The 21,743-nt window shown below is 59.4% G+C and carries 17 protein-coding genes and 2 pseudogenes; 10 read left to right on the forward strand and 9 right to left on the reverse strand.

What is annotated here, in order from left to right; genetic code table 11:
• Positions 1-221 precede the first annotated feature (221 nt).
• From AC19YY_RS30150 to tssB, 8 genes are all read right to left on the reverse strand, one after another.
• Positions 222-2,600 (reverse strand): type VI secretion system Vgr family protein, encoded by a 2,379-nt coding sequence (locus tag AC19YY_RS30150; protein WP_172311689.1) that lies wholly within the window; start codon positions 2,598-2,600, stop codon positions 222-224.
• Between the two features lie 2 nt (positions 2,601-2,602).
• On the reverse strand, positions 2,603-5,272 hold the full coding sequence (gene tssH / locus AC19YY_RS30155) for a type VI secretion system ATPase TssH (protein WP_170041193.1): 2,670 nt from the start codon (positions 5,270-5,272) through the stop codon (positions 2,603-2,605).
• 155 nt (positions 5,273-5,427) lie between these two features.
• A complete protein-coding gene (locus tag AC19YY_RS30160) occupies positions 5,428-5,919 on the reverse strand; it encodes an Hcp family type VI secretion system effector (RefSeq protein ID WP_065952232.1) in 492 nt (163 codons plus the stop codon).
• A 23-nt stretch (positions 5,920-5,942) separates the two neighbouring features.
• Complete coding sequence (locus tag AC19YY_RS30165) at positions 5,943-7,661, reverse strand: OmpA family protein (RefSeq protein WP_170041192.1); 1,719 nt, start codon at positions 7,659-7,661, stop codon at positions 5,943-5,945.
• Positions 7,662-7,668: 7 nt separating this feature from the next.
• On the reverse strand, positions 7,669-8,352 hold the full coding sequence (tssL, locus tag AC19YY_RS30170; RefSeq protein WP_170041191.1) for a type VI secretion system protein TssL, short form: 684 nt from the start codon (positions 8,350-8,352) through the stop codon (positions 7,669-7,671).
• On the reverse strand, positions 8,349-9,704 hold the full coding sequence (tssK, locus tag AC19YY_RS30175) for a type VI secretion system baseplate subunit TssK (protein ID WP_170041190.1): 1,356 nt from the start codon (positions 9,702-9,704) through the stop codon (positions 8,349-8,351). Before tssK ends, tssL begins: the two co-directional genes overlap by 4 nt.
• Positions 9,705-9,727: 23 nt before the next feature.
• Positions 9,728-11,266: a type VI secretion system contractile sheath large subunit gene (tssC, locus tag AC19YY_RS30180; protein WP_170041189.1), complete on the reverse strand. Its 1,539-nt coding sequence runs from the start codon at positions 11,264-11,266 to the stop codon at positions 9,728-9,730.
• A 33-nt stretch (positions 11,267-11,299) separates the two neighbouring features.
• Positions 11,300-11,803 carry a type VI secretion system contractile sheath small subunit gene (tssB, locus tag AC19YY_RS30185; protein ID WP_170041188.1) on the reverse strand — a complete coding sequence of 168 codons (504 nt, stop codon included), beginning with the start codon at positions 11,801-11,803 and terminating at the stop codon, positions 11,300-11,302.
• 355 nt (positions 11,804-12,158) lie between these two features.
• Here tssB and AC19YY_RS30190 point away from each other — a divergent pair.
• The 3 genes and pseudogenes from AC19YY_RS30190 to AC19YY_RS30200 all read left to right on the forward strand — a co-directional run bounded on the left by AC19YY_RS30190 (position 12,159) and on the right by AC19YY_RS30200 (position 14,415).
• Positions 12,159-13,268, forward strand: a pseudogene (locus AC19YY_RS30190) (IS3 family transposase).
• A 249-nt stretch (positions 13,269-13,517) separates the two neighbouring features.
• Positions 13,518-13,730: a YegP family protein gene (locus AC19YY_RS30195; protein WP_170057149.1), complete on the forward strand. Its 213-nt coding sequence runs from the start codon at positions 13,518-13,520 to the stop codon at positions 13,728-13,730.
• 559 nt (positions 13,731-14,289) lie between these two features.
• On the forward strand, positions 14,290-14,415 hold the full coding sequence (locus AC19YY_RS30200) for a hypothetical protein (RefSeq protein WP_262376924.1): 126 nt from the start codon (positions 14,290-14,292) through the stop codon (positions 14,413-14,415).
• 16 nt (positions 14,416-14,431) lie between these two features.
• Here AC19YY_RS30200 and AC19YY_RS30205 read toward each other — a convergent pair.
• Positions 14,432-14,677: pseudogene (locus tag AC19YY_RS30205) on the reverse strand (Arm DNA-binding domain-containing protein); the annotation flags it as partial.
• A 688-nt stretch (positions 14,678-15,365) separates the two neighbouring features.
• Here AC19YY_RS30205 and AC19YY_RS30210 point away from each other — a divergent pair.
• The 7 genes from AC19YY_RS30210 (at position 15,366) to AC19YY_RS30240 (ending at position 21,407) form a co-directional block, all read left to right on the forward strand.
• Positions 15,366-16,265: a LysR family transcriptional regulator gene (locus AC19YY_RS30210; protein ID WP_500605267.1), complete on the forward strand. Its 900-nt coding sequence runs from the start codon at positions 15,366-15,368 to the stop codon at positions 16,263-16,265.
• 453 nt (positions 16,266-16,718) lie between these two features.
• Positions 16,719-16,928, forward strand: coding sequence for an AlpA family transcriptional regulator (locus tag AC19YY_RS30215; protein WP_022963037.1), 210 nt, complete (start codon positions 16,719-16,721; stop codon positions 16,926-16,928).
• A gap of 30 nt (positions 16,929-16,958) precedes the next feature.
• Positions 16,959-17,822 carry a ParA family protein gene (locus AC19YY_RS30220; RefSeq protein ID WP_500605268.1) on the forward strand — a complete coding sequence of 288 codons (864 nt, stop codon included), beginning with the start codon at positions 16,959-16,961 and terminating at the stop codon, positions 17,820-17,822.
• Positions 17,806-17,991 carry a type II toxin-antitoxin system HicA family toxin gene (locus AC19YY_RS30225; protein WP_500605269.1) on the forward strand — a complete coding sequence of 62 codons (186 nt, stop codon included), beginning with the start codon at positions 17,806-17,808 and terminating at the stop codon, positions 17,989-17,991. The genes AC19YY_RS30220 and AC19YY_RS30225 overlap by 17 nt, the downstream gene beginning before the upstream one ends.
• Before the next feature lie 10 nt (positions 17,992-18,001).
• Positions 18,002-19,672, forward strand: coding sequence for a ParB family protein (locus tag AC19YY_RS30230; protein WP_500605270.1), 1,671 nt, complete (start codon positions 18,002-18,004; stop codon positions 19,670-19,672).
• Positions 19,673-19,690: 18 nt separating this feature from the next.
• Positions 19,691-20,251 carry a DUF2857 domain-containing protein gene (locus tag AC19YY_RS30235; RefSeq protein WP_303704359.1) on the forward strand — a complete coding sequence of 187 codons (561 nt, stop codon included), beginning with the start codon at positions 19,691-19,693 and terminating at the stop codon, positions 20,249-20,251.
• 4 nt (positions 20,252-20,255) lie between these two features.
• Entirely contained in the window at positions 20,256-21,407 is a 1,152-nt protein-coding gene (locus tag AC19YY_RS30240) for an STY4528 family pathogenicity island replication protein (RefSeq protein ID WP_500605271.1), read from the forward strand.
• Positions 21,408-21,743 lie beyond the last annotated feature (336 nt).

Below are 21,743 nucleotides of genomic sequence, written 5' to 3' on the forward strand. Positions count from 1 at the left end.
GTAAGAACGGCGTTGTGGCTGCATGAAATACCCGCTTAAAAGGCTAGAACTGGTGCCCACTTAAATTTAAGTGCACACCATGTCTTGGCTTTGCGGGGCTGGGTAGATGACTTGGCCGGACGCATACCCTCCGATTTCGAATCACTGGGGCTAAATATATTGGCAAGCCGTTTGAAAACACCATCAACCATGGTGCGCTCCCTCCTGGTCACGAAAAGAAGTCATCCCGAGAAAACCGTCGAACTCAAAGAGTCAGCGTCATACTCAGTCACCGGGGGAAGTTGTGGCATCTGCGCTACTTGTTTGGCAGCCCCCACCACGTACTCGTAGCTCGCCGACTTGACGATGTAATCCCCTTCGGTGCCCGACTCGATGCTGAACGGGTCCAAGGTGATGTAGCTGCCGCCGGCATTGAGGGTGATTTTCTTCTTGGCCGTAATGCGGATCTCGTCCTCTGTGCTAGTGACCTCCAGCCCATAGCGTGCCATCAACTCCAGTTTGTCGTTCTGGGCCTGGATGCTCACCGCGCCCTGGTTGGCAATCAGCTTGATGCCCAGCTTGCGCACAAATACGCTTAGCCCCTTCCCCACGCCCATGCACAGGCGCCTGACCACACTGATATCGGCCTGGCCGCCAGCGTTGAGCATCAGGTTGTGCTCAGCGGCCAGTTGCAGATGCTGGCCGCTGGTCAGCGCGATGCCCTGGGGGGCGCTGAGCAGCAGCACCGCCGATTTGAGCTGTTCCAGGTTTTGCTGCAGCAGATTCAGTTGTGCCTGCACATCCGCCGGATCGGCCTGGCTGGCCTCGGCGTCCACCGAGAGGGCCTGCAACTGCTCGCCGGCTTGCTGCAACCGGCCCACGGCAGCAGTCATCTCCAGCATCGGCCCCTGCGCGCGGCGCTGGGCGTCGGCACTGATAAACAGGCCTTTGCCGCCACGGATCGCGGCATGCCCATCGGTGCGCAGTTCCGCGCCCTCCCCGCGAGGCTGGCGCTCGGCATCCACCAGATGGCCGAGGTTGAGCTGGCTCTTGCCGCTGTGTTCGGTGCTGAGTTTGAGGTGCTCCTGCCCGCGGGTGTCGTCCATGCGCAGCTTGTTGTTGGCCGGGGTGCGCAGCACGTTGCGCTTGTCGTTGCGCAGGGTAACGTGGTCCACGTGCTGGCTGTCGTGCAAAGCATGGGCGATGTAGGGGCGATCCGGGTCGCCTTGCTCGAAAGCGATGGCTACCTCGGTGCCGGCAATCAGCGGTAAATGCAGGCCATGGGTGTCGCCGGCGTAGGGCCGGGCCAGGCGTAGCCAGACGCTTTCCTCACCAGCCTTCCAGCTGTCGCGATCGAACAGGAAGTTCACCCGGTAGCGCCCTTCCAGGTCGATATGGGCGTAGGGGTCGTTGGCCTGTGGGCTGGTGATGCGGGCCGGGACAGTGCCGGCGATTTGCGGTTTTTCCTTTAGTTCTGGACGAAAGCACACCGTTTCTGAATAGGGCATGGCCTGGAGGTTGGCCTCAAAGCTTTGGTCGCGGGCGGCCTTGGTGGTCAGGCCGATGATCACCGCACCCGGCGTGAAGGCCTGGGGCGCACCGCCGGAGACCTTGAGCACCTGGCCCGGCGCCAGGGTGGCGCTGCTGCTGATGCCGCTGAGTTGGGTCTGCCCGTTCAGGTAGCGTTCGTGGCGCAGACGCGCATAGAAGTAACCGCTTTCGCCTTCCAGGTCTTCGTCCTGGGACTGCGCATCGCCGAGTACGCGGTAGGGTTCGGCGTAGTGGTAGGCCTCGCCGTAGGTGGTGGTCGCGCCCCGGCTCTGGTCGATTTCACCACTCAGGTGGGCGCCGGCATCGCGGTGGTGGTAAGCCCGGAAATGCACCTGCTGTTCGACCACTTCGTGGCTCGATTGCAGTTCCCACACCGCATCCTGGCCGCTGCTGCCCAGCCCGGATTGCGGCCGAAGGGGCAGTTCGATGTCGAATTGGTAGAGGCGTTGATCGTCGCAGAACTCGACCACATCGATGCCCAAACGCTCGTCGCTGGTGAAGCGGTACCAGATGCCGACCTCGGCCAGCAGGCGGGCAATAAAGGCCAGGTCGCTTTCGCCGTATTGCATGACCTGTTCGCGCTTGGGGTAGTCGCGTTTCAGGCTGAACAGAAAGTCCTGACCTTCCAAGCCGTGGCGGTTACGCAAGATGCTTTCGACGATCTCCGGCACCGATTGGTGCTGGTAGACGCGAAACTGCCGGCCACGACCGAGCAGGGCCAGGCGCGGCTGCAGGGTGATCGCATAGGTGGCCTGGTCATTGGAGCCGGACTGGCGTTTGAAGCCGGTAACCACACCCTGCAGGGTGCGCAGCGGTTTGACCTCAGGAGCGCTGAACCCGGCGACCGGCAGCTTTTGCGGTGCGGCGTGCAGGCTGAAGCTGGCGTCCTGGCCGAGCATACTTTCCGCAGCCAGGTCACGCTCGGTGCTGGTGAATTCCACGCAATAGGTGAAGGGTTGGCTCAGGTGTTCTTGACCTTCAAAAGCCAGAACATCGAGCCTGGCCTCGACGTTGCGCACACTCAGGGTGTGCCGGCTGTGGTCGAAGAAGTTTTGCAATCCATTAAGCATGCTCACACCTCCAGGGCAACGGGCTGAGCCGTGTCTTGAACATCGATGAAATGCAGGCTGATACCGTCATCCTCGCTGTAGCCGAGGCGCACGCCGTGGGTGCGTTGCTGCGCCGCGCGGCGCTCCAACAGCTGTTGACTGAGTACCGGCAGGATCTGCTCGTTGAGCAGGCTGTCGATATTGCGGGCGCCGGAATCGGGTAGCAGGCAGGCGGCAACCAGCGCGTCATTCAGAGCGTCGTCAATCTGGCACGCCAGGCCGTAATGGCGTTGCAGGCGCTTGGCGACCTGGGCCAACTTGATCGCCACGATGCGCTTGAGTGCGTCAGCTTGCAGCGGGCGATAGATCAGGGTCTGAAAGCGTGCCAGCAACGCGGGTTGGAAGTGCTCACGCAGGATGGGGCGCAGCAGTTCATGCAGCACGCTGTCCGGTGCGTCAGGTTGATCCTGTACACAGGTTTGCAGCAGGTCGCTGCCGAGGTTGGAGGTCATGAGAATGACGGTGTTGCGAAAGTCGATCTCTCGCCCTTCACCATCGCGCATGAAGCCGCGATCAAAGACCTGGTAGAACAAATTCAATACGTCGCGATGGGCCTTTTCCACCTCGTCGAGCAGCACGACGCTGTAGGGCCGTTGGCGCACGGCTTCGGTGAGCACACCACCCTGGCCGTAACCGACGTATCCGGGCGGTGAGCCTTTGAGTTGGCTGACGGTGTGGGCTTCCTGGTATTCGGAAAAGTTGAGGGTGATCAGTGATTTTTCGCCGCCGAACAGGCTGTCGGCCAGGGCCTGGGCGGTTTCGGTTTTGCCCACGCCGCTGGTGCCGACCAGCAGGAACACGCCCAGCGGCGCCTTGTCATCGGTGAGGCCAGTTTTGGCCGCGCGCAAGCGCTGGGCCATGGCACTCAAGGCCGACGTCTGCCCGATGACACGCTCGCCCAATTGCTGCTCCAGCATCAGCAGGTTGGCCTGTTCGTCCTTGAGCAAGCTGCCCAGGGGCACCCCGGTCCAATCGGCAATGACTTCCGCTACGCTACGCGCGTCGACATCCAGCGACAGAAGCGGCTGGTTGCCCTGGACATAGTTCAACTGCCGCTGCAACTGCGCGCAGGTCTCCCGCTGCAACGGTTGCGCTTGACGCGCATCGATCAGTTGCTGGGTCAGGTCAAGTTCTTGCCGATATTGCTGCTCCAGGTCGATGTATTGGCGTTGCAGCTCGGCGTGTTGGGCGGCAATCACCGCCAGGCGTTCATTGGCACCATGCCCGCCAAGGCGCTGATCCTGTTCCAGCGCCTGGCCCTCCAGCTCCAAGGCCACTTTCCGGGCACTCAGGCGGATCAACGCCTGCGGTTCGCAGTCCAGGCTCATGCGCACTCGGGCGCTGGCGGTGTCCAGTAGGTCGACCGCTTTATCGGGCAACTGGCGACCGGTGAGGTAGCGGCGCGACAGGCTGACCGCAGCCTGCACGGCCGCATCCTGAATGTGCACGCCATGATGAGTGGCGTAGCGCCCTTTGAGGCCACGCAACATCAGGCTGGCGTTGGCATCATCCGGCTCATCGACCTTGACCATCTGGAAGCGCCTTTCCAAGGCAGCATCGCGCTCGAAGTACTGTTTGTACTCGCTCCAGGTGGTCGCAGCGATGGTGCGCAACTCACCTCGGGCCAAGGCGGGCTTGAGCAGGTTGGCCGCGTCGGCGCCGCCAGCCTGGTTGCCGGCACCGATCAGGGTGTGGGCTTCGTCAATGAACAACAGCACCGGTTGTTCGGACTGTTGCACGGCGTCGATCACGTTTTTCAGCCGTTGTTCAAACTCGCCTTTGACGCCTGCGCCAGCTTGCAATAAGCCAAGGTCAAGGGTGCGCACACTGACTGATTTGAGACTGTCGGGCACCATACCGTGGGCGATGCTCAACGCCAGGCCTTCGACCAGTGCGGTCTTGCCGACACCGGGCTCGCCCACCAGAATCGGGTTGTTCTTGCGACGGCGGCTGAGGATGTCGATGACCTGGCGGATTTCGTCGTCACGGCCAAACACCGGGTCGATCTGCCCTTGCGCTGCCTTGGCAGTGAGGTCGTGGGTGAACCTGTCCAGCACCGCCTGCAACGCCTCCACTTTTTTCGTTGCGCTGGGTGGGAGTATGGCGAGCTCACCTGAAGACGTTTCGGGATCGCTTGGCTCGACTGCCCCCTGCACTTCAGGGCGTTCCTCGGACGATTGATCCAACAGCACCAAGAGGCGCTGCAACTGAGCCTCACTGAGGCTGAGCAGTGGCCATGCGGCTTCACACACCAACAAGCTGGGCGTTTCCATCAACGCGCTCAGCAGGTGTACGGAACGCAAGCTGTCGTTGTTGTCGTCCAGCGAGGCCCGCAACCAAGCGTTTTTGATCAGTTGCTGCAATGGCTCCGACAGTTGCGGCTTGCTCTGCACGCTGCGAGGTAGTTGATCAATGTGTTCAAGCAGCCCGTACCACAGCGTCTCCATATTCCATTCGTAACGACGCGCGATCACGGTCAGGTCACCGTCTCCCTGCCCCAGCAACTTGAGCAGCCAGTGTTCAATGGTGATCTGTGCGTGCGCACGGTTTTGGCACAGCGAGGCCGCTGCACTCAATGCCTGGGCGCAGTAGGGGTTGAGGCGGCGAAGCAAGCGAGTGGAATTGGGTGCCATACGGTTACATCCTTGTGCGGGGATCAGGGTGTGTCGTCGATAAAACCAGCCGGGGTTGTGCAACTCGATGTGTTTGGCTGAACGCCCGCGAACGGACGCTCAACCCAGCACACCGGCAGCCAGCAGGCGAAAGCACGCCTGCGGCTCCGTGCTTATCACGCGCTTTGGCGTTCGTTCCACGAATCGGAGTGGATGATGTTGCCGTCCTTGTAGGTCCAGGTGACCTTTTCGTAACGCAACTCGACCTGCTCCAGGTGATTGTGCTTCTCTTTGGCTGGGTCTTTGACGTCGTGCATTTTCGGTGCGACTTTCACCACCTTGACGTTTTCCAGTTTGGTGATGAAATACTCGACTTCTTCCCCGGCGTCGTCGATGCGATACCACTTGAACTCAGCACTCTTGAGGGTTTGCCCGGTGGTCACGGCCTTGTAAAGGTAAGGGCTGGACGAATCGATTTCCTTGGAAAACAGAAACGGGGTATGTACGCGCGTCCCGGTCAACTTGCCGGTGTTGTTGTCGGTGGGGATGTACAGGCTGTGGTCCTGGGCAACCACTTCGATGCTGCCTTCGCGCTTTTGCACGTCCACCGAACCTTTGATGCTTGCGCCGCCGTCGTCTTGCAGCCAGAGGTAAACGGGAATTGCCATGTGAAGCTCCTTTTCTTGGAAATTTAACTGTCGCGGGATACGACAGGGGGTTGCCTGTCCGGCTCCGCGGTAGAGAGCACGCACGCCCCTGCCTCCGGTACCAGACGGATATCTACGCGGCGATTGGCTGCACGCCCCGCTTCGGTGTCGTTACTGGCGATCGGCTGGCTGGCGCCGAAGCCCTGCACCGCAAAACAGCTGTCGGGCATGCCGCCCATCTGCTGCATCCAGGCATGCACGGCGGCGGCACGGGCGTGAGATAGCCGAAGGTTGTTATGTGAGTCGCCGGTAGCGTCGGTATGCCCGGCGATCACGATCAGCCAGCCTGGCTGCGCCTTGATGCCGACCAGCGCATTGATCAGGACTTTGGTCGAATCCGGCTTGAGCTGGGCGCTGCCGGTAGCGAACAGCGACAGGCTGTCCAGCCGTACGGGGTTGGCAATTCGCGTGGGCGGTGTGGTCGACGGTGGCTCAACATGCGCGGCCAGCACTGCCAGCAGCGGGGCGCGCAGGCGTTCGCCGCGATACAGGCCCAGGCCGAATGCCAAGGGCACGCCGTGCCGGTAGTAAGCGTCCAGGCGCTGGGCATCCTGGCGAAGGACGGTCACCGCGTCTTCACGCCAAAGAAACCCGCGCTGCTCACGCTGAGTCGGCTGTGGAATGGCCGCATAACGCCGTAGATCGTCACTGACCTGACGCACCAACAAGGTGTTCTGCCACGCTGAGCTTGCGAGTGCGACTACACCTGCGACGGCGAATAACCACACTGCTGCAATGCTTGCGCGATGTACCGGGGAGCGCAGCGGACCGAGCGGGAACAGGCTGAGCAACGCGTCCGGGAACGGCAAGACCGCATCCGTCACCACCGGCCTGTTGTCAATCAGCGCCACTTTGCTGCGTAACCATTGCTGCCACAGGCTCCCTTTCACGGCATAAGGCAATGCCGGCACCAACTTGACTGCGCAGATAGTTGCCAAACCTGGAGAGCTGCGAGTGCCGAGGTGTGGCAGCACGGCGTCATGCAGCCAGGCCACAACGCTGTTCAGCTGCACACTCGCGTGCATCCGAGCCGCCTGTATGGACGAGCCAGTGATTTGCTGCTGCCACTCATCCAAACTGACGCAGGCCCCCGCATCACGCACACGGGCCTCGGCCTGGCCGTTGTTCCAACTGAACCAAGGCTCCTCGCCCTGCAAGGTTTGCAGGTAGCTCACCAGCAACAGCGGCAGCGCAATGCCGCGCTTGCGTGCCAAGGCCACCTGGTGATTGAAGGCACGCACTTGACCGGCGAGTACCGCGCCATCGCTATGGGCGCCGGGGTTGACGGTGAACATCACGCCAAGTTGCCCTCCCCAGCCTGGGCGCAAGGCCAGGACGCTATCGGTGACGACCGGCAGCTGCTTCAGGCTGGGCACGCGCACATAGCAACCTTGCTCGGTGACACGCAGGGCCAAATGCTCGGCTGGAACAATGCCGAATAGGCCCTCCAGGCCATCACCGCAAACCAGCACGACGGGGTGACGGAACGACGCCGCAGGCAGGGCCATGTTATCGGCCAGGCGTACCGACCCGCGCTGCCGTTCGACACGGTGACGCAGCGATACCCAGGCCCACGCAACACAACACACGGCTATCAACACGCCGAGGGCACGTACCCATATCGCGAGCGGAATGATGGCCAGCAAAGCCAGGACCAGTGCCCCTGCCCACAGGTAAAGTATTCGATACAGGTTGAAGGTCATCTGGCCCTCACGCCTGATCAGGCAAGAGCGAGGCAATTGCGCCGCTCAATAGGTGATCCATTCCCCACCATGTGGCCGCAAGCAACATCCCCACGGCCACTACATGGACCAGAGGTGAGCGCAGCCAAGCCAGGCCTGCGATCAGCTCACTGCCGTTCGCCTGGGTTATCAGGCTTTGACTGACCCGAAGTGGAATGGTCCGTGCACTGAGGTCAACCAATAACTGCTCACGCTCGGGATCACTCAGATCACGATAGCGCCCACGAAACCCCAACATCAGTACCCGTTGAAAGGCCGTCAGCACCTGCCGATCGGGCGCAGGCTCGCGCAAGACGTCGCGCATGTCCTCGTACAGAAACTCGCCCGCCTGATGGCGATTAAAAAACTTGGTCTGCAACGGTTCGCTGGCCCAGGAGGCGTGCGCGTCACCTTCGGCGCAAGTGAGTACGGTTTCATCCAGCAACGCGCACTGAGCATGACTGATGTGGTCTATGCTGCGTTGGCTCAGACCCGCCAGTTTCAACTGCTGCCGAACGTGTTCAACCTGCTCAACACAAAGTTGCGACAGGTCCTGGCTGCGCGGCACGGAGGCGCCTTGGCGCAACTCGACCACCAACAGGTAGGTGTCCTGCAACAGCGCATCGATATCCACAGCCACTGCTGTGTGTTCTTTGGAAGCCGTCAGGTTCATGAGCGCAGCACCGCAAACAGTTCAAGTTTCACGTCGGCCAAGGTGCTTGGCACATAGAAAGCGCATACCCCTTCGTCCAGCACCGCCTGCCCCTTTGAATGATCAAGGTCCAGCGCGAAATACTGGTTTTCCAGACGCAATGGAATCGCCGCCGGTACATGGCTGAGGGATTGCAGCGGAATACCGTCGAGCGCCGCGTTGACCAGGTAATTGACCTCGTCCGGCGTACCGATCTTGCACAGACGTGGGAACTGGTCCTGCAGCTGCGCCGCCGGTAGTCGGCAGCGCACCGACAGATAGAAATCAGCACCATCACGCTCGCGCAGCCGAGGGTCGTTCAACGTGACCTGCCAGCGATTGGCGCCATGCTCCTCCAGCTCCAAAGCAATGACCCGCGACGGCAGGCTGGCTTCAAGCAACAGGGAAATGGTGTGCATCAATGGTGGGAACACCGTCTCCAAAGACTCGTGCCGGTAAGCTGGAATCTTGTCGATATCGTGCTCCAATGAGAACGTCAGCAGACTGCCGGCCAGCTTTATCAACTGCTGATAGACCTGCTCGGGGTGCCGTGCGGGAAATGCCTGAAGATCCGCCAATACCGGCTGATAGGTATTCAAGGCATTGAGCAACCAGAACAGCGATACATCAGCCACAGCAAAGTCGGCCATGCGCTGGTTGCTTTCCCGGCGCATGCCCATAAGCCGTTGCCGCTTGGCCGATAGCTGCGTCAACAGGTTGTCCAACTGGTTCAACAACCCTGCATGGGCAGCGAAGCTCAATAGCGGCGGCACATAGGCAGGATCCAGGCTCCAGGCGCCCTGCCCATCACGCACCAGACGCGCGACCGGGCACGTCAGGTAATCAGCGTTGTCGTCACTGTGCAGACGCAGGCTAAGCGCGTGCTCCAGCACACTGATCGACTGCACCTCGTCGGCATAAATGTCCTGCACCTCGCGCCACGACTGGCGATAGCGCATCGGTCGATCAACTCTGCCGCCCTCAAACAAGCAGTTGTTGCCGTTGGCCTGCTCCAGCGGCAAGGCCAAATGCAACAACGCTTCCTGATCATCGTCAGCCAGTAACTGCGCCAGCTCCAAGGCAAGAGGCAGGCGGTCCACCTGCTCAGTGTCAATCCACGTACCATCCGGCATTCGCACGCGCAGTCGAGTCGCCTTGAGTTTGCCCAGTCGTAAAGCCTCCGGGTCAAACTCAACGGCCTGGACACCCCAAGGGTGCGCCAGGGTCAGTTGAGCGAGCCGCTCGTTAGTCCAAGCCTCCCAGCGCGCCTGCTGCTGGAATTGCTGCGGACACAGCAACGCCCCGGCGGCCCATAGAGGGCGATCGATCTTCATGGCATCGTTTCCCTACGACTGAATCAGGCTTTGGCCTTGGGCATCTGCGAAACCAGTGACAGATTCACGTCCATGCCCTCGACTTGGAAGTGCGGCACGGCGTACAACTTGATACGGAAGAAGCCGGGGTTATCCTCAATGTCTTCAACCGTCACCTTCGCATCCCGCAGCGGGTGCGAGGCTTGCAGGTCATCGCCCGGATCAGTCATTTCAGTCACCAGACCGCCGATCCATTTGTTCAGCTCAAGTTCCAGCAGGCGACGATCCTTGGTGGTGCCGATGTTTTCGCGCTGGATTAGCTTCAGGTAGTGGGCTATGCGAGACAGCAGGAAGATGTAAGGCAGGCGCGCGTTGATGCGGCTGTTGGCGGTGGCGTCGGCCGTGTCGTACAACGCGGGCTTTTGCGCAGAATTAGCCGAGAAGAAGCACGCATAGTCGCGGTTCTTGTAGTACGAAAGTGGGATGAAACCGAGATTGGCAAATTCAAACTCGCGCGTTTCCGGGATCATCACTTCGGAAGGGATCTTGACCTGATTGCCAGTGCCCAAGTCGTAGAGGTGGATCGGCAACTCAGTGACGGCACCGCCCGATTGCGGCCCACGAATCTGCACGCACCAGCCGTTGGTGACGAAGCTCTTGACCATGTTGGCGGCAAAGGCAAACGACGCATTGGTCCACAGGTACTTGTCGTGATCTGGCCCTTTTACGCTTTCGATGTAATTGAAGCTGCGTACGGGAACGGTGTCGGGCCCATAGGGCAGCCGACCCAGAACGCGTGGCATGACCAAGCCGATATAGCGTGCATCATCACTGTCACGCAATGCCTTCCACTTGATGTATTCGGCACGGTCAAAGTAATTGCCGATGTCTTTTATCGCGGCGACCTCTTCCATAGAATCTTTGCCAAAGAAGGCCGGGCCTACGGAACCCACAAACGGCATATGCGCAGCGGCGGCCACTTTTGAAATATTGCGCAACAAGGCAATGTCCTGAGGACTGCGGTCGAATTCGTAGTTGGAGATGGCCGAGGCAATCGGCTCACCCCCCGGGGTATCGTATTCCTGAGTATAGGTATGCAGATACAAACCACTCTGGGCGATTTCCGGAGCATCCTCGAAATCCTGCACCAGGTGATCCTTGCTGATATCCAACAGTTCTATACGAACGTTTTGACGGAAGTCTGTCTGGTCGATCAGCGATTTCACGCCACGCCACGTTGACTCAACGCGTTGAAAGTCAGGATGGTGCATGACCACGTCAAGTTGGCGACTGATCTGCATATCCAGCAAAGCGATGTGCTCGTCCAGCAGAATCTTGTCCAGCCGCTCGACTTTTTGTGTAGATTGCTTAATCAACTTTAAAAAGACATTCACGGCGGCCGTTACCCGCTCATCAGCCGAGACCTCAGACAGCGCCTCAGAATTCTGGAAAACCTCGATACCTCCCAACTCAGTAACTGGGCTTAAGTTGATCTTGTTAAACAAGGTGGCATAAACACCATTGTTATGTTCAGACAATACTGTAGCACCGTGCGATTGCACGCTGGAATTTTCTGCAGGCATGATGGAACTTCCTTTTAAAACTACCGATATGAATTAACGTTCTTCCTTGGGCGCCAGAGCAGCCAGCTCGGCTCGAAGTTCATCACTGAGTGCGTCATCCTTAAGGATGCGCTCAAGCTCATGACGAAAGGTCACGTTATCCAACAGGTTCGATTTCAGGTCACGCAACAGGTTGCGCATGGCCAACAAGGCGCGCAGTTGCGGAATCTGCCGCGCTACCTGCTCGGGTTCGAAGTCCTTCATGCTCTGGAAATTCAACTCGACGGAGGTGTCAGACGCATCGCCGGCCAATGTGTTATCGACTGCGAGTTTCACGCTAGGAGAAAACTCACCCAGGACACTGTCGAAGTTGTTTTTATTGATGTTGACCTTGCCTCGCTCAGAGAGCGGGCGTTGCTCCTTGCCATTGCTGTAATCACCCATGATCATCAGCTTGAGCGGCAACTCGACTTTCTTCTGGGCACCACCAGTATGCAAATCAAGCTTGATGTTGACTCGCGCCTTGGGCACTTCACTCTGAAAACTTTTTGAAGCCATGATCCCACCTCTCCAGACACTTTTTTAACAGCAGTTGCTGCCGTAAATAAAGTAAGACTGGAGCCTATACCTCCAGCCTACTCGCCAGCGCATCCACCGGCCGCAGTACATAAACTCCATTTCATGAGATCAAAAAGTGCTACGTACGATGTACTTATTTCCTTCCTCATTACAATGAAGTATCCCAATCAACCTTGACCAGCCCTCAAAGCCCTAGAGGGAACTTTCGACAACGAATTGGCGAGTTTTCCCACATGAACTGAATCGCCCCGGGTCTCGTAGACACCTCTTTGCCTTAAACTGAAGCCAATTGGGAGATGCCATGAGCAACCCGCGTTAACCCGAAGAATTCAAAATCCAAGCAGTCAATCAAGTGACCGAAAAGAAGCTGCCTGTCGCTGAGGTAGCGGGCCGTCTTGGCGTGTCGACGCATAGCCTCTATGCCTGGATAAAGCGCTACAGCAAACCTCAAGAAGAACGGCAGCAGGACGATGATCAGCACGCTGAACTGCGTCGTCTGCGAGCGGAACTCAAGCGCGTCACTGAAGATCGAGGCATATCAAAAAAGGCCGCAGCGTACTTTGCCAAGGAGTGCGTCTGAAGTACGCCTTTATCAAGCAGCACGCTGGCGACTATTCGATTCGACGGCTTTGCATCACGCTGAAAGCCCATCCCAGCGGTTATTACGCGTGGCTGTCTGAGCCGCAATCTGTATGCGTCCAAAACGAACAACGACTTCTAGGGTTGATCAAGCATTCCCGACTGGAGAGCGGCGGCGTTTACGACTATCGCAAAATCCATGACGATCTGCGCGATGAGGATTGTGGTCGTCATCGTGTGGCGAGGCGGATGCGTCTTGAAGGTCTGCGTTCTCAGACAGGTTATCGACGCCGCCCTGGAAAGTATGGCGGTAAGCCAGCGGTCGCCTCACCCAATTTGCCGAAGCGCCAGTTCGACGTCGTGGGACCCAACAAGGTTTGGGTCACCGACATTACCTACATTCGTACGGATGAAGGCTGGTTGTATTTGGCGGTGGTGCTGGATCTGTTTTCTCGCCAGGTTGTAGGCTGGCCAATGAAGTCGCAGATGACCCGTGATTTGGCGATTTATGTGTTGTTGATGGCGGTTTGGACGCGTAAACCGAAACAAGAGGTGATGGTTCATTCCGACCAAGGCCCAGTACAGCAGTTCCGATTGGCGCAGCTTTTTGAAGGCAAACAATTTGGTTGCCAGCATGAGCCACTGAGGCAACTGCCATGATAACGCCGTGACCGAGAGCTTTTTCCAACTTCTATAGCGGGAACGGGTCAAGCGGAGAATCTACACCACGCGGGAAGATGCCAGTAGTGATGTATTCGATTACATCGGAATATTCTACAACGTAAAACGCCGCCATGGTTTCAACAATCAACTTTCACCGGTAGAGTTTGAAAAGCGTTACTCAATCAGCTTGCAAGGTGTCTAGAGAATCCTGAGCGATTCGTACAGCCTGCCATACTCGAAGATCCATTTACGATTCCTTCATCAACGTTAACGATACAAAGTCAAACACCATATCAAAATCAACACGCCTACGTCCGCTAGGTCGAACGTAATTTGCAATCTTCGACACATTGCGACGCAACTCGAATCTCTATGTTTATAGACGCTCTCTCGGCATGATTGATAGCGTTAAACGCCCGCTACATAAGTATCGACGTCCGAGGAGAAGCATATGGCAGAGTCTGCCCACTTTTACGTATACAAAGACATCAAAAACGAATGGCGTTGGCGATTCATCGCTAAAAACGCAAAGATCATCGCCGTCAGTTCCGAGAGTTACCACAACCTCAAGGACTGCGAACACTCTATTGAATTAGTGAAAACACAGGACTTCGCCACCCGGGTTATTGGCGACGATTCCTTCATGCGGTTACGTACACAGTAATCAGCTTCGGCCCGTGCAGCACTGCATAGTACTATCTCGAATCACCTCCACGCTTGATCCAGACGATCAACACCCGCCTATAAGGGGCTGCGCCCGTTGCCGATTGACGCTGCCCCGCCACCCACCATCCTCTCCAGGCTAGCGCCCAGCACTACCGACTCGTTCCGCACCCGCCCAGGTAGCCCAGATCTTCAAGGCTACGGCGCAGCAGCACCTGGATGACGAGCAACTCGAACGTCGACCTTGTCTGTTCAATGACACCCATGCGCTGATCATCACCTCAAACGCTGCGTCGACGGTGGATGACGACAGCCACCCAAATCCGGGAATCGTGGTGCAGGTGATCTACGGAGTATTTGCCCACGATTAATCACCGCCCCTCCTGGTGGGCGATCTCTATTCCGAACATCCCTTTCTACTTTTGCCTTCTTTACGGACAGTGCAATAGAAGACTGATAACCCGTCCTACTCTCGACGCCTTGGTTCAACCGCCAAATCTGCCGCGACCAAACCGCGTCGTCGAGCTGCCAAGCCACGCGCTGTTTCCACGGCCCCGACCTTGCAGCCCCTCAGCTACATCAAAGCGCGCCTGGGCAACCGCGCCGCCCAGGTGGCAGGCAACTTCAACAGCCTGATCATGATGCGCGTGCGCGAGACCGCCACCGCCGAACTGCTGATCCAGTAACTGCCTAAGGACGCGCCTGGGGATTGACCCCTTGAGCCAATAATTTGCCCGCTTCGTCCTGAAGGGAACGCGCATCACGCAAACTGACCTGCGGATAGGTGTCCAGCGATATGCGTTTTTGCTTGCCGTTCCAGCAGTAACGGAAGTGCCACGAGCGCCCGCCCGAGGCTGTCACCGCCAAGGACAGGCCGTCAATATCGCCGAGGGTGTAGTCTTTGCCAGTGGGCGTGGCCTGCCGGACGGCAGCATATGAAAGAGCCATGCTTCTAGCCTCCTGAAGGTTGAATTCAGGGCTAGATGTTCAGCAAACGACTCGTCGGGCTCCTGCAACAATCCGATCTCGAAGCCCGCCATTTTCATGGACTAGATTCTGGACTAAACACGTCCGGGTACCCGTGGCTTTCGATGAATGCTGACGGAACGAAAAAAGACGCCTAAGCGTCTTTTTTCAATGATCTACAGACTTCAATGGAACCCTGTAGATCGATATTTGGAGCGGGAAACGAGGCTAGAACCAAGCCTCCAACCTTTTGATTTAAAAGGATTTTCCGCAACTACTGCCTTGGCAGCGGACGCAATTATGGACTTGTTTGAGGTGCTAGGCAACCCCTGCCTGTGATTTTTCTTTCGGGTGGGTTTGAGGTGATTAGCCTTGCTGCGTACACTTCGCCGACTCAGTGGGGCCTGGGAACTTGTTCTTCTCTTGATGGACCGCACTTTTGTCGGATGAGGCCATTCTGCCATCAGCTGCCCGGCCATTCTCCCGCAGCGAAAGAGGCTCCCTGTCTGTCTACCAGCAACACGGACCATCCGGGATAGACAGGAGCCAGGAATCACCACGGAGCTTCAAAGAGAGCTCTTCAAAGACGGAATCGCATGCGCGTCCTGCCCACGAGAAGGGATGCCTGCGGCCCATCCAAGAGGAGCAAAGCACGCACGGAGGCTATTGCATGCGGATACGTCACCTACGCTACTTCTTGGTTGTCGCCGAAGAACTGAGCTTCTCGCGGGCGGCAGCCAGAGTCCATATCGAGCCCTCCCCCCTCTCGCGGACCATCAAAGAGCTGGAGTCTGGGTTGGGGGCCAGTTTATTCCAACGCACGAAGGCAGGCTTGCGTTTGACCTGGGCCGGTGAAGTGTTTCGGGATGAAGCACGACGCATACTCAGCCTGGTGGAAGACGCGCAGAGTCGTGTCCGTGCGGCTGAGAAAGGCTATCGCGGCCGGCTGCGCATCGGCCTGACAGACAGTCTTGCACAACCCTACCTGACCAAATTGCTGGCGCGTTGCCGCGAGGAAGAACCCCTCACTGAGGTGAAGATCGTTGAAATGACTGTCCATGAGATGGTCAAGGCATTGGAGCATGACCAGATCGATGCTGGTTTCACTGTGCATACCCAGCTCGGCGCAGGTCTCGTCAAGGAGGTCGTCTGGACAGATCGTCCCATCGTTGCAATTCCGCGAAACCACCCCCTTCTTTCCTTGGAGAAAATCCCTCTCCAGGAGATTGCTCGGCACACCTTGATTCTGTGCCACCCTGTACTGTGTTCAGGTGGATACGATGTCATTCATCGCTGGTTCTACGAAGCCACCTTGCCGTTCCCCAAGACTGCCGAATATGTTTCCGGGCACGAACCCATGGCGATGTTGGTCGCTGCTGGCTACGGCATCGGTATTGGACTGGCCTCGCAAATCACGCTGTACAGTCACCCTGACGTGATCGTCCGCCCCGTCACGGACGATGTACCGAGCACAGCGACGTTCATCACGCTTCTCGATAAGCCACGCTCGGAGGCCCTCAGCAGATTCATCGGCCGCGCCCGGCAAATTGGTGAATTGGCTATCGTGTAATGAACGTTTCTCAACGCTCTTAATCCGGCCCAGGACTTGACCGCCAGGGTCGTTTTTCGTCGCTGCTCGGACCTTTAAGGTCCACTCATCATGGAACAAGTGTCCACTCCCGCAGCCCAGCGTACCGGATATCGCTCTAGAAATAGATGAGAATAACTACCATCTTTAGCTAACTTTTTTGGTCATCTTCGTGACCCAGAAATACGGGCCCACCACATCATCATTTCCGCAACAGAGCGCTGCGCCTTTTCGATCTTGATTACCCCCGAAGCCCTTTTCAATAGTGCCCTCCTTGCGGGTCGGCTGGACGCTTGCATCTGGGCAGCGAAGGCTGCAGTTCTCCATTGAAACCGGTGGTCAGCACGATCCGATTGTTTGATGCGCCAATGGAGTGACGCCTTTCTACTGCCTGTCACCCCTACGAGTGCTGCCAAGCATAAAGGAGTGACCACTATGTCCACTGAGCAAACCGCGACTGCCGAGCATCGCATCCTCCGCCGCGCCGAAGTTGAAGCAAAGACCGGCTTCAAGCGCGCCCATATTTACAACCTGATGAAAGAAGGCAAGTTCCCCAAGGCCTTGCGCCTGGGGATCCGAGCCGTCGGCTGGGACTCCGCCGAAATCGACGACTGGATCACCGAACGCCTCAAAGAGCGCGTTTGACACGGTCCCACCACGGACAGGGACTGAGCCATGCACGTGATCGCCATCATTTCGACCAAAGGTGGGGTTGGTAAAACGACCGTCGCCGCCAACCTGGGCGGCTTTATCGCTGACGCCGGTCGGCGGGTCCTGCTGATCGACCTCGACGTCCAGCCGACGCTGTCGTCCTACTATGCACTCACCCAGCGCGCCGCCGGCGGCATCTACGAGCTACTGGCATTCAATGAGCAGTCGCTGCCGCAGTTGGTATCACGGACTTCCGTGCACAACCTGGACGTGGTGCTGTCCAACGACCAGCACCAGCAGTTGGGAACTCTGCTACTGCATGCGGCAGATGGGCGCTTGCGGCTGCGCAACCTGCTGTCGCTGTTCCGGCCGCATTACGACCTGGTGCTGATCGATACGCAGGGCGCCCGCAGTGTCATGCTGGAGATGGCCCTGCTCGCCGCAGACCTGGCCGTCTCGCCGATCACCCCGGAGATTCTGGCGGCGCGGGAACTGCAGCGCGGCACGCTGCAGCTTATCGATGCCATCGCCCCCTACCGCTATCTCGGCATCCATCCGCCGCCCCTGCATCTGCTGCTCAATCGCGTGCCGGCCGTCTCGTCGAACGCCAAGTTGGTGCAGCAGACGCTGCGGCTGATCTTTCGTGAGCACAGCGAAGTCCGGATACTGGGCAGCGAACTGCCCGCGATCGAAGCCTTCCCGCGGGCGGCGACCGCGGGCCAACCCGTGCACCGGGCTGAGTACCGACGCCCGAGCGGGCGCCAGGCACCGGCGGCGCTGGAGACCATGCGCGCCCTGGCCAGTGAGCTGCTGCCCCAGTGGCAAGAGTCGTTTGCCAGCGTGACCGGTCGCGTCGGCAGGAGGCTGTCACATGTCGAGCACCTTTGAGCGCTGCCGCGGGCACCAGCGGTTCCTGGCGCTGATTGAGTTCGCCTTGCGTGAAGGCTGGCACGTCCGCCGCACGCCTGCAGGGCAGCTAAAGCTCGTGAAGCCCGGCCTGCCGCCGATCCTCACTCGCTCAACTGTGAGCGACGTCCAGGTAAGCCAGAGCAAGTAGGGAGGCCGTCATGGCGACTGTCACGCCTGAGGAAATGGCCGGCAAATTGATGGCCGAGGGGTTTTCCCGCTCCGGCCCTGCCGCACAGGTGTTGAGCGACCCGGTGACCGACACGCCGATGGTGGTCACGCTCGATGACCTGCGCCCCTATGAGCTTGATCCACGCCTGACGCGCAATCCGCTGTACGACGAAATCAAAGCATCCATCCGCGAGCGGGGCCTGGATGCCCCGCCACCGATTACCCGACGCCCCGGTGCCGAGCACTTCATCATTCGCAACGGCGGCAACACCCGCCTGGCGATCCTGCGCGAACTGTGGTCGGAGACCAAGGACGAACGCTTCTTTCGCATTCCCTGCCTGTTCCGGCCATGGCCGGAGCGCGGCGAGATCCTCGCCCTGACCGGGCACTTGGCGGAGAACGAACTGCACGGCAGCCTGACGTTCATCGAGCGGGCGCTCGGCGTTGAAAAGGCCCGCGAGCTCTACGAGCTGGAAAACGGCAAGTCGCTGTCGCAGTCGGAGCTGGCCCGCCGCCTCAGCACGGACGGCTATCCCATCCAGCAGTCGCACATCAGCCGCATGCAAGACACCGTGCGCTACCTGCTGCCCACCATTCCAAACGTGCTGTACAACGGCTTGGGCAGGCATCAAGTCGAACGCTTGGCAGTGTTGCGCAAAGCCAGCGAGCTCACCTGGGAAAAGCATGCGAGCGGCAAAGCGTTGTCTGTCGATTTCGAGACGCTATTCCACGACGTCCTCGCCCCCTTCGATGGACAGCCTGATAGCTTTGCCGTCGGCCGGGTCCAGGACGAGTTGATCGGCCAGATGTCGGAGCTGCTCGACATCGACTACAACGTGCTGGTGCTGGATGTCGACAGTACCGAGCACCGCCAGCGGGCGGTAACCAGTCCACCCCAGCTGCCAGTCGAAACCGCAACCGTTGTCCAGCCTGGTCGTGCAGCCACTCCATCGCCGGATGCCACTCAGCGCAATGGCACTGCAGCAAGCGCTTCAGGAGCCGTACCGAACAACGACACCGCTCCGCCGCCAGTCCCAGCGCCGACACCAGGGCCAGGCGTTTCTCTCGGTGAAGGTGATCCCGAAGTGCGCCTGCTGGGCCACATCGTCTCACCAGCCGGCAACACCGAGCGTCTGCAAGGCATCCAACACATGGTCGCCGAGCACTCCGGCGAGCCACTGCCGACCTTCGCGGACAGGGTGTTGCAGGCCATTCCGGTGCAAGCCGGCGGACTCTTTCCGATCAGCGACGTCTGGTACATCGAGCCAGGACTGGATTCACCCGATCGCCTGCGCATCCACATCGCCCAACTCGCCCAGGAGATCGCCGAGGAAGCCGAGCGGCTCGACTGCATCGAAGCGACCGAGACCGGCATAGGCTTCACCTGCAGTGCACCCCAGGCGGACGTGTCGCCACCGGTCTTCGGCCAGGTGGTGTTGGCGTTGTTACGCACCTTGAGTCTCCCCCACAGCGCGGCGTCCGATCAGGGTGATATGCACCTGGAGGACAACCTGGGGGCACTGTTGCTGGGAGGCGGCGTCAGGGAGTCAGGCGTCCTACCCCGTCTCAGCGATAACGGTTTGGTCAAGTTGTTCCGGCTGGTCCGGCTGGCACGCCGGCTGTTGGATCTGGAGGCCAATCCAGATAAGGCCACCCCCTGAAACAGGCCGGAGGGAACCATGTCGACACCTCATCCGCTTAATCAAGCCGTGGTTGCACAGGCGCTGCACGACCTGCGCAATGGCCAACTTCGCCGCTGCCAGTCGATGGGTTTCAGCGAGCGGGAACTGGACGTACTCAAGCAACCGGCGCTGGTGAGCCTGCTGGCCAATGCCCAGGTGCCCTGGTGCTCTGTGACGGTCAATACGGCCGTCCTCTGGCGCCTGGTCAGCCAGATGAACGACATCGAGCAGGAGATCGCCACGATCGATCGCATGCTGCGCCTGGGGGCCAGTACCGAGATGGTCAGCAAGTTCTATGGGCTGACTCATCAGGAGGTCGCCCTGCGTCGCGACATCATTTGCCTGCCCAAGCGCCGAGGGCGGCATCCGGTGCTGAGTGAGGAACAGGAGATGGCCCTGTGGAAGCAGTGGAAGGCCGGCATCACCGAGCGCGGCATCGCGCTGGATGACGACAGCACGATGCTGGAACTGACGATGGATCTGGCCGAAGCCCTCGCCTTGCCCATGTCCGTGATCTGGGCGGCCATCGCAAGCTGGATCGACCAAGGCCTGGTGTAGGGCCATGGTCGCGCAGGCAGGCCCCGCAGCGCTTTCAACGCTGCTCGACGACACCCTGCGGCAGTTGCCTCCCAACCGGGAGCACACGCCCGTCAGCGACGGCTTCATCTACAGCGGCAATCGCCATGAAAGCGTGCCCCGCGCGCTGTTTCTCGACACGCGGCTGACGCCGCTGGAGCGCAATGCCTGGCAAATCATCCGGCTCATGCTCAACGCCGATGGCGTGACGGCGTTCCCCACCTACGATCAACTGCGTCCCTACCTGGCCTCGACGCCCTGCGCGCAGCAGGCGTCGTACGAAACCGTGGCGCGGGCGCTGACACTCTTGCGCCTGACACGCTGGCTGAGCCTCGTGCGCCGCCGGCGCGATCCCAAGACCGGACGCATCAAGGGCAATCTGTACGTTCTGCACGACGAGCCCCTCACCCCCTTCGAAGCCATGCAACTCGACCCCGAGTACCTGGGGTTGGTTAGCCATGCCCTTGAGCATGCCAGCAAGGCGGTGCAGCGGGTGGGCTACCGCACCCTCCAGGACATCAGCGAAGACCCGTTGCTCAGCGGCCGCGTGTTGCCGACGCGGCTGCAGGTGCTGGTGCGACGCATGGCCCAGGGTGGCGTCAGCCATCAGGAAAGTTATCCACAGGCGCGGCCCCTCCACGAATCCGAAGACGGTGAAAACGCCCTTCTTCGGAATGGCGAGCCGCCGTCTTCGGATTCCGAAGCAGGCACGAAATCCAGCAAAACCGGCGCTCTTCGGAATCCGAAGCGGGACCGTACTAGTATTCGTATAGATAAAGCAGTACGTACGGTACCGCGTACGCGAGAACACCCGCACCTGCGACTGCCTGAATGCTTTCTAGCACTGCGCGATGAACAGCAGGCCGGCGCGCTGGTGGCCTTGCAGCAAGTGCAGGTTGAACAGCAACAAGCCGTGCTCGATGAATGGGCCGCGCGCTGTCGCAGCAACGAGGTGCGCAAACCGGCCGGCTATCTGTTCGGCATCATCCAGGCCGCCATACGCGGGGAATTCAACGCCTGGGTCGGACAGGACAAGAGCAAGGCCGCCGCCGATCCGCCGCCCGCACCCCGAACGGCGAACCCCGAAGTGGTACAGGCCCACCTCGCCCAGTTGCATGCCCTGTTGCACCCGAAATGACGGTCGAGTAACCCTCCCTGGCTCTCTCTAGAACTATCCCCTGGGGATAGTTGCAACACACGGCCTTCCGGAAGCGAGCCACGCCCTGCTCTTCACCTGCAACGCCAGCCTGCTGAGTGGATCTCCCTGGAGCTATCCCCCGGGGATAGTTGCTACAGACAGCCTTCCGGAGGTCAGCCACCGCCCTGCTCGTCGCCAGCGACGTCCGCCTACCGACTGGATCTCCCTGGAACTATCCCCCGGGGATAGTTGCAACACGCAGCCTTCCGGAAGCGAGCCACGCCCTGCCCTTCGTCAGTAAAGCCGGCAGCCCTCGGCTGCACTTTGTTGACTGAC

The sequence above is a fragment of the Pseudomonas sp. MF09156 genome, assembly GCF_059862305.1.